Raw genomic sequence first — 15534 nt, forward strand, 5'->3', positions numbered from 1 at the left:
AAAACAGTAAAAAAAGCTATGTTCACTAAATGAACATAACTTCACCTTTCCATCTTTTTTCGAATATTTTTTAATCTTGCTTTAATACTAGGATGATTGGACTGTAACATTTTTAAAAAGTTGTTGTTAGATTGATAAGTCATCTCAGTCAGCAAATAAAAGAAATTTTCCAATCCTTGCGCAAAACCTAGATATAAGGCTGTTTCATCTGCACGATATTCTTGCTGCTTACTTACTTGCGCCATTAAAAAGTGAATTAATTTATAGTAACGATAAAACAAATTCCTAGTAAAATTACTTATTGTTTTGAATAAATTTTTCCTTCTACCTATTGATAACAAACTAAAAATAAGACCGATTAAAAATACTATCACAATGAGCCAATGGAATATATACAACAATAAAAATGCCGAAGCTACATAACTGGTACGAATTAACAACAATCCTAATGTGTCACGATGGTACAAATGAGCATATTCATGCGCTAAAATTGCTTCTAATTGGTCCACCTCTACCAACTGCAACAAACCACGATACAAACAAATATCTCGATAACCTAACGCAAAAGCATTAATTTCCCGTTCATCGATTATCCACAACCTAGCCTTTTTGGCATTTGGATAACGTTTTAGTAATCGCTGATAAACAGCCCCATTGACAACTGACAAAAATTCAATTTCTGCAGGATCGTTTATTGTTCTACCTCCAATTTGTTTTCTTTTAAAATAAATTGATAAGGGAGAAAATTGATACACGGCTACAACTATAAAAATCAAAAGGCCTATTAAAACGATTTGTCCATAACTCTGATTGCGTATGGTGTTTAAAATAGTCCAATCCGCAGGAAAAATTCGATATATCAAAGAGCTACTACTAATTAAAAAAATTGTCGCTACACTAAAAAACAATGACAGCCACTGACTTGCAACAACGCGTGGTTTATTTTGCAAATAAATCTTCCTTCTTCAATTATTTTCATTAGTATAGCATTTGCTTTGTTAAGAAATCCAAATCTTAAAACCATTTAAACTTTCCTTCACAATATCTTTAGCTGAATAAGTCAAGTTATGGTACTATTATTTTCAGAAAAGGAGGAATGAAAAATGGATGAAATTTCAACAAAAATTGTTCCAAGAGAAATTAAAGGCTGGAATTGGGGCGCCTTTATGTACAACATCTTTTGGGGAATCGGAAATCAAACATATTTACCATTACTTTGTTTAATTCCACTCTTTAATATTGTTTGGATCTTTGTTTGTGGGTTTAAAGGGAATGAATGGGCTTGGCAAAAAGGGAATTATCAAGATGTCGAAACCTTTTTGGCAGTTCAAAAAACATGGAATCGTGCTGGCTTAGTGCAATTCATTATAGCAATCGCTGGAGTAATCCTTTATTTCTTATTTTTTGCAGCATTAATTTCGAGTTTTTTTAATGGTTATTATAACTATTAAAACTCTGACCAAGACATCTCTGTCTTGGTCTTTTTACATAAAAAATTTCTAACACAACCTATTTCATCTATAACAATCACTTTTTTCCATCTGAATTAAAGATTGATTCACCTCGCTTAAAATTACATTATATTTAAATCCCACTCTATATAAAGCAAATACAAAAAAGATTTCAAAAAATTAAATAACAAAAATATCAGATATTAAAATCTCTTTTCTTATACTTCCAAACATTTTTCTATCTATGAGAGTACCTTCAGTTTAATATCATCTGCATATAGGGGGGAATTTGCAGAATAAAAGCCGGGGGATAAATCTAATGACATCTCCTAAGACCATATTGAATAATTTATCAAAGAATTATTCTGATGATTTATAGCATTTGTTCAAGTCAAGAAAATATTGGAGGAATAAAAATGAGTGGGAAAAAATATAATTTGTTAAATAAGCAAACAAGGGCTTTATCAAAGACAAAACAAAAAAGAATCGCTATTTCACTAATTTCATTAGCTGTATTAGGTACAAGTGGTTTCGCGGTAATCCACAGTTCATCATCTGCTAACGCTGAGACAGCACCCGTAGTGACTGCTATTGAAACTGGTGATGTACAACAAGCGATTGATAATAATATTAAAGACTCTCTATATGTTCCAAAAACTATAATTGACAGTGCATATTCAAACGGCACTGGTCCTTTCCTTGCTGGAGTAAATTCATCAATTCCTTTTGAAGAATTTGGTGGCGATGGTATGTTGACTAGATTATTGCTGAAATCTTCAGATGGTGCACCTTGGTCAAACAATGGTACTGGCATGAATACTGCATTACCCCCTGTCGCTGATCTACAAAATGGTACTTATACTTATCAAGTAGATTTAGATGGTGAAGCTGCAGGATTAACAGGAGAACCGTTAATTCAAGCGCTACAAACTAGCACAGCAACTTCATATAACGCAACTGTCAGAGTATTTGAGACAGGTAATCCAACCGAAGTTGCTACAAAAAATGTTACATTAAATATCGGTACCAATAATCTTCAACAGCAACTAGATACTAATATAAAAGACTCTATCGATGTATCTACCAGTGCAATTACAAATGCTGTTAACCCTGGACCATTTACTGCTGGTGTCAATGAAACGATCCCATTTGAAGACTTCGGTGGTGATGGTATGTTGACTAGATTACTATTGAATTCTTCAGACAGTGCTCCTTGGTCTGATAATGGCACTGCTGGAAATGCTGCTTTACTACCAGCTGCTGATTTCCAAGCTGATCAATATACTTATCAGGTCACACTTGATGGCGCTGCTGAAGGTTTAATGGGGGCTGAATTAATTAAAGCACTTCAAGAAAATCCTGGGCAATATAATGCAACAATCAATGTTTATACTGTTGGAACAACAGATATTGTAGCAACTAAAATGGCAACTGTAAATATTGATCAAAGTATTCAAAATACCGTAGCTGAAAATACAAAGGATAGTGTTAAAGTTCCCGGCGAATATCTTTCTAGTGCAAATTTCCCTGGCCCATTTACAGCTGGTGTCAACAAAATCATTCCTTTTGAAGACTTTGGCGGAGATGGCATGTTAACGCGATTAATTTTGGGTTCTTCCGAAGGTGCCCCTTGGTCTAATAACGGTACTGCTGGAAATGTTGCTTTGTTACCAACTGAAACTTTAGAAAGTAACAAGTATTTTTATGAGGTCGATTTAGATGGCGCTGCTGCCGGAAAAACCGATGCAGAACTATTAGCTGCTTTAAAAGCGAATCCAGGAGAATATAATGCAACGATAAAAGTTTATGGTTCAACAAATCCGCTAAGTCGAGCGGTTGATCAAAACAATCTGATTGCCGAAAAAAATATCTCAATTAATTTAGAAGCTCCAGTTATGCAAGGACTTCCTTTATATCGTGCATATAATCCTAATTCCGGTGAACATTTTTATACTGGAAGCAAAGCTGAGTTCGATTATATTGTAAATCTTGGCTGGGTCGACGAAGGTACTGCTTGGCAAACAGCTGAAACTGGCACACCTGTATATCGCCTATACAACCCTAACTCTGGTGAACATTTCTACACGATGAATGAGAAAGAATATAATTCAGTGGCTAAGGAAGGTTGGGCTAAGGAAGGTATTGCCTTCTACTCTGATGTAAACGAAGGTACACCTATTTACCGTAGCTTTAATCCAAATGCACGTGGCGCTGGCTCTCATTTATACACTGCTTCAGCCGCTGAACAAGATTTCATCCACAGTAATGGCTGGATTGATGAAGGAATCGCCTTCTACGGAGTTAAATAATTTTTAAATCGAAAGTCTTCAGTGAGAACTGGAGGCTTTTTTATGTAAACAATAAATTTCTAATCATTCAATCGCTATAAATTTCTGAATTGCCAAAAATCTGTTAAAATTATGTGGTAGAAATCATTCAGAAAAGAGCTGACAGTCAATGTTAGGAATCGATCAAGAATTAGACCAACTATACGAAGAAGCACAAAAAAATGGAGAAGCTGTTATCAAAAGTCGACGAATAGCTAAAAATTATGGATGTTGCAGCACCAATTCACCAATTATCGAAAAATATCGCATCAAAAAATCAAAAAATGAAACTTCTCTTTTTATCTGGGGTAAATTGGCTGTTAAAATAAATTTTGAGACGAGAAAAGTTATTATTGACAAAGAAGCAGCCACCTCCAGTTATGAAGAAAAAGTTATTGATTGGTTTGTAGAAAAAATGAAATAAAGTTCATCAATCAAATACAAAAACAGTAAGTTGAAATTGATCAACTTACTGTTTTTTTTATTTAATTAATTTTGCTTCCTTGCTTGTTTCTAAGTCTTGATATTCTGGATACCATTTAGCAGCTTTAACTGTTGCTTCAATATCAATAATTTCTTCGCGATTTAATCCTTGCTCTACAACAGATTTAGTAACGACTTCTGCAATAATTTGTGAAAAATCAGTAATTTTTGCAACAGGTGGTAAAACAGCAGCTCCAGGTTGGGTTACATCTACGATTCCACCTAAAGCACGACTGGCTTGAGAAATAATTTCTGCGTTTACACGAGTTGCAGTTGACGCAATTAGTCCTAAACCTAAACCAGGATACATTAAAGCATTATTGGCTTGTCCTATTTGATAAGTGACTCCTTTATATTCAACATCGCCTGCAGGAATTCCTGTTCCAATTAATGCTTTACCATCTGTCCATTCAATAATATCAGCTGCTTTTGCTTCTGCTAATTTGGTTGGATTTGATAAGGGCATAATGATTGGACGCGCTGTGTTTGCAGCCATTTCTTTAATGATCGTTTCGGTAAATGCACCAGGTTGTGTAGATGTACCAATCATGATGGTTGGTTTAATTGATTTTACTACAGCCTCTAAATTGGTTAATTCATCAGCATTAGTAAATTCATCACGATTTCTAGCAAATGGAACTTGTCCAGGAGTCAAACCTTCTGTATCTTTAAACAATAATCCTTGTTTGTCTACTTGATAAAAGTGTTGACGAGCTTCTTCAATCGGTGTTCCTTGCCGAACCATTTCGTCTAAAATAATATTGGCAATTCCCACACCAGCAGTTCCTGCGCCAAAAGTTAAGATTCTTTGATCAGCTAATTTTTCACCTGAAATATTCAATCCACCTAACACACCAGCTAAAACAACAATCCCAGTTCCTTGAATGTCATCATTAAACGTAGTGATTTTATCTTGGTATTTTTCTAAAATAGTTGCTGCATTTCCCCGACCAAAATCTTCCCAGTGCAATAATAATTCAGGAAATAATGTTTCAGCCGCATTAACAAATTGATCAATAAATTGATAATACTTATCGCCAGTCACTCTTGCATGACGATTGCCTAGATACAATGGATTATCGATTAACTCTTGATTGTTCGTACCAGCGTCAATTGAGACTGGTAAAACTTGTGCCGGATTGATACCAGCTGCCGCTGTGTAAACCATTAATTTCCCAATTGCAATATCAACTCCATTAACACCCCAGTCGCCCATACCTAAAATACCTTCTGCATCAGTCACCACAATTAAACGAATATCCCGACCTGCAGCTGCATTTTTTAAGCTCGCTTGAATATTTTCAGGATCGTCAATCGAAAGAAATACTGCATCCTGCGGTTTTAAGAAAATTTCATTATATTGTTCAATTGCATCAGCAACAACTGGATCATAAACCACTGGCATAAATTCAACTAAATGTTGTCCCATTAATTTATAAAACAATGTTCGATTTGTATTAAATACATTCATTAAAAAGATTCTTTTTTCTAAATCAGTCGCTTTACTCAAATATTGTCCGTAGGCTTGAACAGATTGTTGCTCTAAAGTTTGAACTGTACTTGGTAACATGCCAGTTATTCCATATTTAGCTCTTTCTTCTTTTGTAAAAGCAGTTCCTTTATTCAAAAATGGATTGTTTAATAAATTTTGTCCGTATAACATATCTATTCCTCCTAATTTTCAATCACGCTAAGTTTCTTATCTCCCTCAGTGATTGAAGTATAGTTGGTTGATAATGTTATAGTCAAAATCCTTGTTTGTTATAAGATCGATTTATATGAGTTTCAATGATCATGAAAAATAAGATAAAATAAAGATTCAATACTCATGTCTTCAACTATTGAACTAACCAAGAAATTGAATCTGGCTCAGATATTCTCCCGAATTTAATTGGTGCTTTAAATTACTATAATTATAATCTTTGATTTATCTACTTTGAGTAGTCATTCTCATAAGATTTCCATCGCGATGAAGTATTAGGATTTCACCTTTGATTTTACATAAATCAAATTTAATATAAGCAGCATTCTAACTGATTTCTGAGATGTGATTTTCATATGACTTTGGGTGAAATTAAGGCTCTAAAGACTCTTTTTTATCTAATTGCAATTGAATTTTCAGATACTTTTTCGTAACACTCTCAAAAAACACCCTCATTAAAAAAATAACGGTTACGATTCCTAAAAATGTATTATGAAAATAGAAACAAGATTAGAGTGTCTAGTTCTTTCTATGATTTTTTCCAAATACTAGTACTTTTTCTTTAATAATCTTAGTTAAATTTATTAATCCATAATATTTCATATTTTTTCCATTTGTTTTAATAAAAAACTCCTTTAATAGATCCTGACGAACGATTCGTCCATAATCATATTATAGGAGTTTTATAAAGTTAATCACATCTCAAATCCATTATTCATCGTCTTCATTAAGTTTATTATCTGACGGAATTTGAATACTATTTTGTCCGATTTCTTTCAAATTATAAGCCAAATTTTCTGGTGGTAAAGAGATACTTTCTAAAAGCATTGCTAAGTTTAATCCTGTCAATATACTAATTCGTGGATCTTCATGTGCTTTCAAAAGAGCTGCATTACCAGGAGTTCCACCAAGTAAATCAACAATGACTAAAATTTCTGTACTTCGTTCATATTTTTTTAGAGCTTGGTTCAATTTTTCTATAGTTCCCTCAATACCATCTTGTGACGCCATTGAAACTACAGGATAATCTAACATATCACCGACTATCATCTTTGCTGAATTTAAAGTTTCTTCAGCCATTTTTCCGTGACTCATTAATATAATATTTTTATTCATAAGCATACCTACAAGATATCTTTCAAATAGGTTTTTTTGTCGTCAGGTGTCATAATCGTCGTAAATTCAACACCATCCGACAGTAATTTTTCAAAGGCTGCTCTTTCCTCTGATGTTACACTGATATTAGGTCGCAATACTTCTGTATCTTTCCGATTTGACATATTTCCTACGTTCACAACTCCCAAATCCAAACCGGCTTCTTCAAATGGTAATAAATCAATAGGTGATTTAACGATTAGCAAAACATTCTGTCCTTCATATTTATCAGCAGTAATATTTTTTAGTGCTGTTTCACTTGTAATAATTGACGAAGCAATTCCAGCCGGAACAGCCATTCTTAATACTTTTTTTTGTACATCATTATTGGCAACTGCATTGTTCACCACCATAATTCTAGTTACACCCAATTTATTACTCCACATAGTTGCAACTTGCCCATGAATTAAACGATCATCTATACGAATATTATTAATTCCCTTCATTTCCAAACTACACAAGTCCTTTCTATTCTAAAATACCCAAAGCTGCCAAAATAACTGCTACTACCATCACACCTAGTATTAAATAAATTGGTTTTACATTTTTTTTCAACGCCCAAAAAACAATACCAACTAATAATGCTGGAACTAATCCAGGCATAATTTGATCTAAAATTTCTTGCCCTTTCATTGTGAAGTCACCTTGCTTAAAGTTTAAAGCAATATTTGCTTTCACCACAGAAGGAATTAAAGCACCCACTACCATTAATCCTAAAATAGATGTACTTTCAGTTAAACGTTTCAAGCTTTTTTCAATTGTCGAAATCAATTTTGTACCGGAAGTGTATCCTGCATTAAACAATGGTATACTTAACATTTTCAAAGCAATACTTACTGCAATCCATAAGAATATACCTACAGGGCTTCCGTCAAGAGCCATATTTGCAGCAATCGCACCAAAAATTGTCCAAGGAATAACTACAAATAGGCTATCTCCTAACCCTGCGACAGGACCCATCAAACCAGTTTTAATTGAAGTCACGGCTTCCTCGGTATTTTCGTCAGCGTTTTCTTCCATTGCCACATTAATTCCCAAAATATAAGGGGCAACCCAGGGATTTGTATTAAAAAACTGCAAATGATTTAATACAGCATTTTGCAAAGCTTCTGGTTTATCTTTATATGCTTGTTTCAAAAAAGGCAACACAGCGTAACAATATGCTAATGCTTGCATTTTTTCATAGTTTGATGAAACTGAACTTGTAAAAAACCAACGCCATAATACACTTTTTTTTGTCTTCTCATCTACATTTGAAATATTATTCATCTTCATCCATACCTCCTACTGCAGAAGTTGCAAGCTCAGCATTAGCACTATTTTTTTTATAAATAATCAAAGCTACTGCACCGCCAACTAATGCTACACCTAATAAAGGAACGTTCATATAAACAGCTAATACAAAACCAATGACTAAATAACTAAAGTATTCTTTCACAGGTAAATATCTTAGTAACAAACCTATCCCGACAGCTGGTAATAAACCGCCTGCAACACTTAACCCTGTAGTTAACCATTCTGGTGTGTAATTTAAAATGGTATTAATTAATGAAGGACCAAAAATAACCGCCAATGCTACAGGAATCCCGGTTGTTGCCGCTGTTAAAAAAACTCCTAGCATTTGCATTTTTGTGATGTAACTATAGTCACCATTTTTTGCACCATTTTCAGCGCGGTGAACCAACCAAATTCCAATTGTGTTTCTAATAACATCTAATTGAACCATTAACAAAGCTACTGGAATTCCGATAGAAATACCTACAGATGCTTCTTGTCCAGTAGTGATTGTAATAAATGTTGCTACAATACTGGCTGTTTGATAATCTGGAATTGATGCTCCACCAAAGTTACTAATTCCTAATGAAAGTAATTGTAAGGTTCCGCCAATATAAAGACCTGTTGTTACATCCCCTAAAATTAAACCAGTAATAAAACCTGCTGTTACTGGTTGATAAGTGCCAAACATTGTAGAGTTCTTTTCAAAATTAATAAAAAAACCATATAAAACAATTAAAACTATCTGAAAAAAATTCGCTTCCATTATTCTTCCTCCCTTGCAAACTTAATTAATTCTGTAAACTGTTCACTTTTGTCAGCCCTTAAAAACAATGGTATTTCCTCGAGGTTTGCGGTCATTTCTATTTCTGACCCTCCCTCATATATTTCGTTTGACCACAAATTAATCCATTCTATACCTTTTGGTAAATAAACTTTTGCAGTTCTTTGTTCATATTTCATTATTGGAGATACTAAAATATCAGGCCCAAATAAATAAGTATCTTCTGCTTCCCATGACCTTTCATCACTTGGAAATTCATAAAACAAAGGTCTCATTAACGGATCACCTGTTTCGTGTGCTTCTGTCATCAATAACTCAATGTATGGTTTTAATTTCTCCCTCATATGAATATATTTCGTCAAAATATCTTCTACTTCAGATCCATAAGACCAAATTTCATTGGGTGCACCTGTAACCATAGACCCACCACCACTTTCAGAAAGTGGTTTACTATGAGGCAGGCGGTCACCATGCATTCGTAAAACTGGCGAGAAAGTCGCATATTGAAACCAACGAACCAGTAATTCTCGAAATTCTTCATTTTTAGGATTTCCTCCATGAAATCCCCCGATATCGGTTGTCCACCATGGAATTCCTGCCATCCCGACATTTAGTCCAGTATTCACCTGGTTTTTAAAAGCTTCAAAACTAGAGTCAATATCTCCAGACCATAGTAAGGCACCATATTTTTGTGCACCAGCCCAACCTCCACGAACAAGTGTTACAGGAGAATCTTGATTTGAATTCACCTGACTAATCATTTTCAAATAATCGATTGGATACATATTCCCACACTGTAAATCAGTGCCTTTTTTATATCGAAAATTATCAAAATCATAAACGGCGTAACCTGGTTCAGCTACATCTAACCAAAAATAGTTAATTCCAAATTTTTTATAATTTTGCTCGATTAAACCGGCAATATAATCACGCGCATCTGGGTTTGTCATATCGACAAAAATTGTGCTTCCTTGTATTTGCATAGTCATGCGGACACCACGATTCACTTGAACCAAATAACCATTTTCTAAATAATGATTGTAGTTCTCGGCATCATTTTGAACAGTAGGCCAAATCGAAATTAAGGGTTCCACATGATAATTCTCTTTTAATTCTTTTACTAAACCACTAGGATCTGGCCAATAATCATAATCAAAACGATACTCTCCTTGTTTTGGCCAATGGAAATAATCTATCGCGATTGAAGATAACTGAATGCCCCTATCTTGATATTTCTTGACAACTTCCAATACTTCATCTGGTGTTCGGTATCTTAATTTACTTTGCCAAAGTCCTAATAAATGATTAGGCATTTTAGGTGCTTTACCAGTAACATTCGCGTATTTTTGCAGAATTTCTTTTGGCTCTTCTCCACAAGTGATCCAATAATCAATAAAGTGAGTCCCAAACATTTTCCACTCGGTTAAATTCTTTGCAAAATTAACCTCACCAATTCCAGGATTATTCCATAAAAATCCATATCCTAAACTAGAAATATAAAAGGGAATAGAAATTTGTGAGTTTCTTTGAGCCAATTCTAAAATCGTGTTTTTCAGATCTAAAAAACTGTGTTGGTATTGACCCATGCCAAATATTTTTTCCTTTGGTTCAGACTCAAATCTCGTAGTGACTTTAAAGTCCCCACCCTGATTAGCTTTGTATTCTCGAGAACTTAATTTTAAAGTTGAATTAAAATCTGATGTTACTTCAACAGTTCCCGCATCTTCCGCACCATCATCATGTTTAACAGCCCTTAAGCGAATATATTCTTTCAATAAGATCTCGTTTTTGTCATTATAAAAAATTAAACGATTTCGATGATCTAGTTTCCCACGAATTTTACCATTTACGATTTCAACAGAATCCTCGGACTGTTTTATCTCAATTTCGTTAATATTACTTTCTGGTTTTTCTAATAAAGCAAAATTTTCTTCAAAATCATTCTGATCAGCAAATGAGCGAACTCTCAATGAATCTTTCCCCCATGCCTCCACAATCAATAATTCATTATCAAATCGACTCTCAAAATAGTCCTTTTCTACTCTAATCACATCATCACTTCTTCCTGCTACTAATTTCTACTCATATGACAAATTGAACGAGTTGCCGGATAAATTTGTTGATAAATAGAATATAATTTTTTATATCTCTTTACATTTTCTTCAATTGGATAAATAGGTTCTGTATATTCAATTATTTTTTCTCCGCAATCGATAATACTGTCGTACCAGCCTATACCAACTGCAGCTATCATTGCAGCACCAAATCCAGGGCCCATCTCGGTTTTCAAACAGACAATCGGGATATTTAAAATATCCGCTTGAATTTGTAACCACGAGGAACTTTTAGCTCCTCCACCAACAGATACTATTTTAGTGAAAGATTTCTTACTAACATTTCTCATTAATACTTGTATGTCCTTTAATGAATAGACAATTCCTTCCAATACTGCTCTTGTGAAATGCCCTCTTTGGTGCCTAGTATCTATCCCAATAAAGCTCCCACGAATCTTACTATCAGCATAGGGTGTACGTTCTCCAGAAATATAAGGAGTAAAATATAATCCTTCAGAACTTGTTGGAATTTCACTAATTAACTCATCAAAAGTACTGTCTATTGCAAAAGTATTTTTATACCAACTTAAACTATCTCCTGCTGCCAAAGTGACACCCATCGAATAATACCCATTTTTAAATACATGACTAAATAAATGTAGTTTGCCGTTGTAATCTGAAGTAACATTTTTTTCAAACGATAAGAATACCCCAGAAGTTCCAATACTTAACATGGCCATTTCTTCGTCAAAAATTCCTGAGGCAGCGGCACCACATGCATTGTCAGCACCTCCGGCAAATACCTTTATTTCTCTTTCAAATCCATATTTTTGTTTTATCTCATGGTTAAGTATTCCAGTTTGATCATTAGACTCTTTTAAATCTGGTAAGTACTCCCTTGGAATATTAAATTCTTTTAGTATTTCTGTAGACCATTCTTTTTTTTGCATATCTAACAATAATGTTCCCGCTGCATCAGAATAATCTGTCGTCATTTTGTCAGTAAGGTGATAATTTAAATAGTCCTTCGGTAACAATAAATGTCTGACTTTTAGCCAAACATCTGGTTCATGTTCCTGAATCCAAAGTATTTTGGGTAATGTAAATCCTTCTAAAGCAATATTTTTAGTGATTTTTAATAGCTCATCACCAAAATATTCAGTAATTTTTTGTGTTTGTTCTGTCGTACGGACATCATTCCACAAGATAGCATTTCTTAGTACCTGATTCTGTTCATCTAGTACGACTAAACTATGCATTTGTCCCGAAAAACTTATACCAACAAGATTTTCCTTTAGAGCCGGTTTCTTTGCCAACAATTCCGTTAAAACTTCATGGAAAGCTTCTATCCAAACTTTGGGGTCTTGTTCGCTAAAACCAGATTGCGGATGAAATGTGACATAGTTTGTCGAGGCTGTCTCTTCAACACTACCCTCCTGATTCATTACAATTCCTTTTAAACTGCTGGTTCCTAAATCTATTCCTAAAACATACTCCATAATTTCACCTATACTAAATAGTCATTTAATAATGACTTCACATATTCAAGATGACCTGACTCTAAGTTGACCGTATCGTGTTTCATTGCATATTCCGCTAGACTGTCTAGACTCTCCTTGTCTGCCAAAATACTTTTTCCTAAATCTGATTTGAAGCTTTGATAGCGTTCTGCCTTCAATTGATTAAAGAAGCCATCTGATTTTAGTCTAGCAGCGGCTTTTAGTCCTCTAGCATATGTGTCCATACCAGCTATATGAGCTAATAATAAATCTTCCATTTCAAATGATGAACGTCTTACTTTTGCATCAAAGTTAATACCGCCAGGTGCAATTCCACCGTTTTCTAATAACTCATACATCGTTAATGTCGTGTCATAAATATTAGTCGGAAATTCATCTGTATCCCAGCCTAGTAGCAAATCTCCTTGATTTGCATCAATCGAACCCAGCGCCTCATACACCCGTGCAACATTTAACTCATGCTCAAAGGTATGTCCTGCTAACGTTGCGTGGTTGGCTTCAAGATTTAACTTAAAATCATTTTCTAAATGATATTTTTGAATGAAAGCCATCGTTGTAGCAGCATCAAAATCATATTGATGTTTTGAAGGCTCTTTTGGTTTTGGCTCAATTAAAAACTGTGGTTTATATCCAATTTTTTCCCCATAGGCAACTGACATTTTGAATAGTCGTGCGATATTCTCTTGCTCAAACTTCATATCTGTATTAAGTAATGACTCGTAACCTTCTCTGCCACCCCAGAATACATAGTTTGCTCCATTAAGTTTTTTACTTATATCAATTCCTTTTTTTACTTGCGCTGCCGCGATTGCATAAACTTCGGCATTGTTAGTTGAGCCAGCACCGTTCGTAAAGTGTGGATGCGAAAACATATTAGCGGTATTCCATAAAAGTTTTTTTCCAGTTTGATCCATTTTCTCTTTAATTAAATCCGTAATTGTATCAACATTCTGGAAAAATTCCTCTAAAGAATCTCCTTGAGGTGCAATATCGACATCATGAAAACAGAAATAGTCAACATCTAATTTTTCTAAAATTTCAAAAAAAGCATCTACTCTCTTCTTGGCAACTTCCATAGGTGAATCTGCTTGCCAGTCACGTATGTTAATTGCATCACCAAAAGGATCTGATCCATCCTGTGTCATAGTATGCCAATAAGCTACAGCAAATCTTAAATGCGCTTTCATTGTTTTCCCTAAAATAATTTCATCGGGATTGTAATGGCGAAATGCGTACTTATTTTTACTATTTACACCTTCATATTGCACTTGTTTTACATTTGGGAAAAAACTCATCTTGCTACCTCCAATTTCTCATAGTTGATGTACTTGATTTTAGTTAGTTAGTACGATAAACTAACTTACAAGGAAACTATAAAACATTTAAAAATAAATGTCAACCGCTTTCAAAAAAAGTATAATAGAATTATCGAAAATAAAGGAGTTTATTTAAAATGATATCCAGTAAATATACGATTCGAGAACAGAATGAAGCTAACATTTTAAATTACATTATAAAAAACAAAAAAATTTCTCGCGCAAGTCTATCTGAAATTTCAGCGTTAAATAAGGCATCTGTTTCTTCTATCACAAAAAAACTAATTGATGAACATCTCATTCATGAAGTAGGTACGGGAGAAGCCTCCATTTTAGGTGGCAGAAAACCCATTCTTCTTACTTTTAACAAAAAGTCTGCTTTATTAATTGCTATAGATTTAGGCTTTAATTATGTGGATGCTATCTTAACTTATGTAGATGGCAGTGAAGTTGGTAGAGTTCAGAGAAAAAATCTGTTAGTTACTTCTGAAAATATACAAACAATTATCGATGAAATTGTTGTTCAATTTGAAGCAAATTTACCTAAAACACCGCACGGAATTGTAGGTATGACTATCGGTATACAGGGCCAAGTTTTTAAAAACAAGCTTATTTTTACTCCTTACTATGATTTAAGTAATATTGATCTTTACGATATATTAAATAGTAAGTATTCATTTCCTATTTATATTGAGAATGAAGCAAATTTATCAGCTTTAGGAGAGTACACTTTTTCATCTGACTTTGAAAGTTTAATTTCAATTAGCTTACATAGAGGAATTGGTGCTGGAATTGTTAAAAGAGGTCGCTTAGAGGTTGGTAATAATGGGAATGCCGGAGAAATTGGGCACATGATTTTATTTCCCGAGGGGCGTCAGTGTCCATGTGGAAACCGAGGTTGTTTTGATCAATACTGTTCAACAAAAAAGATTTATGATGAAACGAAGGAAATTAAAAATCTAGACATAGTAAATTCTGAAATCATGAAAGATTTATATGATAGTAATGACGAGGAAGTTAGACTTCTTGTTCAAAAGTATGCCTCTCTTTTAGCTGTAGGAGTAAATAATGTGATAATGATGTACGCCCCGCAGTTGGTAATCTTCAATAGTGCTTTAACCAAAAAGATTCCGGATATGATTACTTTGATCAACGAACACTTAACCAATCGATTTTCTAAGAATATCAAAATAATAAATAGCCCCATCGAATGGAATCCCGTTCTTTACGGTGGTGTTGCATACGCGGCACAACATTTTTTAAATATTGAAGAATTGAAACTAATTGAATTAGAATAACAAATTTTTAAATTATTTAAAAACGACACTTATATCAATTCTTCAGATCATGAGCATTTGTGTAAAATTGGGATATATCTTTTTTATTATTTTAGTTTTTTTCTCAATTAATTGTAAATTATTTTCGGTCTAATCTTGAAGTAAAAATAATGTGATATTCACTCATCCA

At 33.9% G+C, this 15534-nt stretch carries 13 protein-coding genes; 4 read left to right on the forward strand and 9 right to left on the reverse strand.

Annotated features, from left to right (window positions below):
* Nucleotides 1-41: 41 nt before the first annotated feature.
* A complete protein-coding gene (locus ACVWNY_RS07140; RefSeq protein WP_218325169.1) occupies nucleotides 42-950 on the reverse strand; it encodes a M48 family metalloprotease in 909 nt (302 codons plus the stop codon).
* Nucleotides 951-1103: 153 nt separating this feature from the next.
* Between ACVWNY_RS07140 and ACVWNY_RS07145 the strand changes: the two genes are divergently transcribed.
* The 3 genes from ACVWNY_RS07145 (at nucleotide 1104) to ACVWNY_RS07155 (ending at nucleotide 4202) form a co-directional block, all read left to right on the forward strand.
* The gene (locus ACVWNY_RS07145) at nucleotides 1104-1451 is read left to right on the forward strand and encodes a ribonuclease G (RefSeq protein ID WP_218325168.1); all 348 of its coding nucleotides are present in this window, start codon (nucleotides 1104-1106) and stop codon (nucleotides 1449-1451) included.
* 416 nt (nucleotides 1452-1867) lie between these two features.
* Complete coding sequence (locus ACVWNY_RS07150) at nucleotides 1868-3760, forward strand: SSURE domain-containing protein (RefSeq protein WP_218325167.1); 1893 nt, start codon at nucleotides 1868-1870, stop codon at nucleotides 3758-3760.
* 148 nt (nucleotides 3761-3908) lie between these two features.
* A complete protein-coding gene (locus ACVWNY_RS07155) occupies nucleotides 3909-4202 on the forward strand; it encodes a hypothetical protein (RefSeq protein ID WP_454071191.1) in 294 nt (97 codons plus the stop codon).
* Between the two features lie 57 nt (nucleotides 4203-4259).
* Here ACVWNY_RS07155 and ACVWNY_RS07160 read toward each other — a convergent pair whose 3' ends face one another.
* From ACVWNY_RS07160 to xylA, 8 genes are all read right to left on the reverse strand, one after another.
* Complete coding sequence (locus tag ACVWNY_RS07160) at nucleotides 4260-5924, reverse strand: malolactic enzyme (protein WP_454071192.1); 1665 nt, start codon at nucleotides 5922-5924, stop codon at nucleotides 4260-4262.
* 750 nt (nucleotides 5925-6674) lie between these two features.
* Entirely contained in the window at nucleotides 6675-7079 is a 405-nt protein-coding gene (locus ACVWNY_RS07165; protein WP_454071193.1) for a PTS sugar transporter subunit IIA, read from the reverse strand.
* Between the two features lie 8 nt (nucleotides 7080-7087).
* The gene (locus tag ACVWNY_RS07170; protein WP_454071194.1) at nucleotides 7088-7570 is read right to left on the reverse strand and encodes a PTS sugar transporter subunit IIB; all 483 of its coding nucleotides are present in this window, start codon (nucleotides 7568-7570) and stop codon (nucleotides 7088-7090) included.
* Nucleotides 7571-7586: 16 nt separating this feature from the next.
* Complete coding sequence (locus ACVWNY_RS07175) at nucleotides 7587-8393, reverse strand: PTS system mannose/fructose/sorbose family transporter subunit IID (protein WP_218325162.1); 807 nt, start codon at nucleotides 8391-8393, stop codon at nucleotides 7587-7589.
* The gene (locus ACVWNY_RS07180) at nucleotides 8380-9159 is read right to left on the reverse strand and encodes a PTS mannose/fructose/sorbose/N-acetylgalactosamine transporter subunit IIC (RefSeq protein ID WP_218325161.1); all 780 of its coding nucleotides are present in this window, start codon (nucleotides 9157-9159) and stop codon (nucleotides 8380-8382) included. The genes ACVWNY_RS07175 and ACVWNY_RS07180 overlap by 14 nt, the downstream gene beginning before the upstream one ends.
* Nucleotides 9159-11228: a glycoside hydrolase family 31 protein gene (locus ACVWNY_RS07185; protein WP_454071195.1), complete on the reverse strand. Its 2070-nt coding sequence runs from the start codon at nucleotides 11226-11228 to the stop codon at nucleotides 9159-9161. Before ACVWNY_RS07185 ends, ACVWNY_RS07180 begins: the two co-directional genes overlap by 1 nt.
* A 20-nt stretch (nucleotides 11229-11248) precedes the next feature.
* Entirely contained in the window at nucleotides 11249-12730 is a 1482-nt protein-coding gene (xylB, locus tag ACVWNY_RS07190) for a xylulokinase (protein ID WP_454071196.1), read from the reverse strand.
* Between the two features lie 8 nt (nucleotides 12731-12738).
* On the reverse strand, nucleotides 12739-14046 hold the full coding sequence (gene xylA / locus ACVWNY_RS07195; protein ID WP_454071197.1) for a xylose isomerase: 1308 nt from the start codon (nucleotides 14044-14046) through the stop codon (nucleotides 12739-12741).
* A gap of 158 nt (nucleotides 14047-14204) precedes the next feature.
* On the opposite strand from xylA, the gene ACVWNY_RS07200 reads away from it, so the two are divergent.
* Nucleotides 14205-15365 (forward strand): ROK family transcriptional regulator, encoded by a 1161-nt coding sequence (locus ACVWNY_RS07200; RefSeq protein WP_454071198.1) that lies wholly within the window; start codon nucleotides 14205-14207, stop codon nucleotides 15363-15365.
* Nucleotides 15366-15534 lie beyond the last annotated feature (169 nt).

This window comes from Enterococcus sp. JNUCC 77, from assembly GCF_054819945.1.

What these genes read in the sequence shown, in the direction of transcription:
- ACVWNY_RS07150 (WP_218325167.1), top strand. Translation starts at nt 1,868, where the DNA reads ATGAGTGGGAAAAAATATAATTTGTTAAATAAGCAAACAAGGGCTTTA.
- xylB (WP_454071196.1), bottom strand. Translation starts at nt 12,730, where the DNA reads ATGGAGTATGTTTTAGGAATAGATTTAGGAACCAGCAGTTTAAAAGGA.
- ACVWNY_RS07200 (WP_454071198.1), top strand. Translation starts at nt 14,205, where the DNA reads ATGATATCCAGTAAATATACGATTCGAGAACAGAATGAAGCTAACATT.
- xylA (WP_454071197.1), bottom strand. Translation starts at nt 14,046, where the DNA reads ATGAGTTTTTTCCCAAATGTAAAACAAGTGCAATATGAAGGTGTAAAT.
- ACVWNY_RS07165 (WP_454071193.1), bottom strand. Translation starts at nt 7,079, where the DNA reads ATGAATAAAAATATTATATTAATGAGTCACGGAAAAATGGCTGAAGAA.
- ACVWNY_RS07180 (WP_218325161.1), bottom strand. Translation starts at nt 9,159, where the DNA reads ATGGAAGCGAATTTTTTTCAGATAGTTTTAATTGTTTTATATGGTTTT.
- ACVWNY_RS07160 (WP_454071192.1), bottom strand. Translation starts at nt 5,924, where the DNA reads ATGTTATACGGACAAAATTTATTAAACAATCCATTTTTGAATAAAGGA.
- ACVWNY_RS07145 (WP_218325168.1), top strand. Translation starts at nt 1,104, where the DNA reads ATGGATGAAATTTCAACAAAAATTGTTCCAAGAGAAATTAAAGGCTGG.
- ACVWNY_RS07175 (WP_218325162.1), bottom strand. Translation starts at nt 8,393, where the DNA reads ATGAAGATGAATAATATTTCAAATGTAGATGAGAAGACAAAAAAAAGT.
- ACVWNY_RS07155 (WP_454071191.1), top strand. Translation starts at nt 3,909, where the DNA reads ATGTTAGGAATCGATCAAGAATTAGACCAACTATACGAAGAAGCACAA.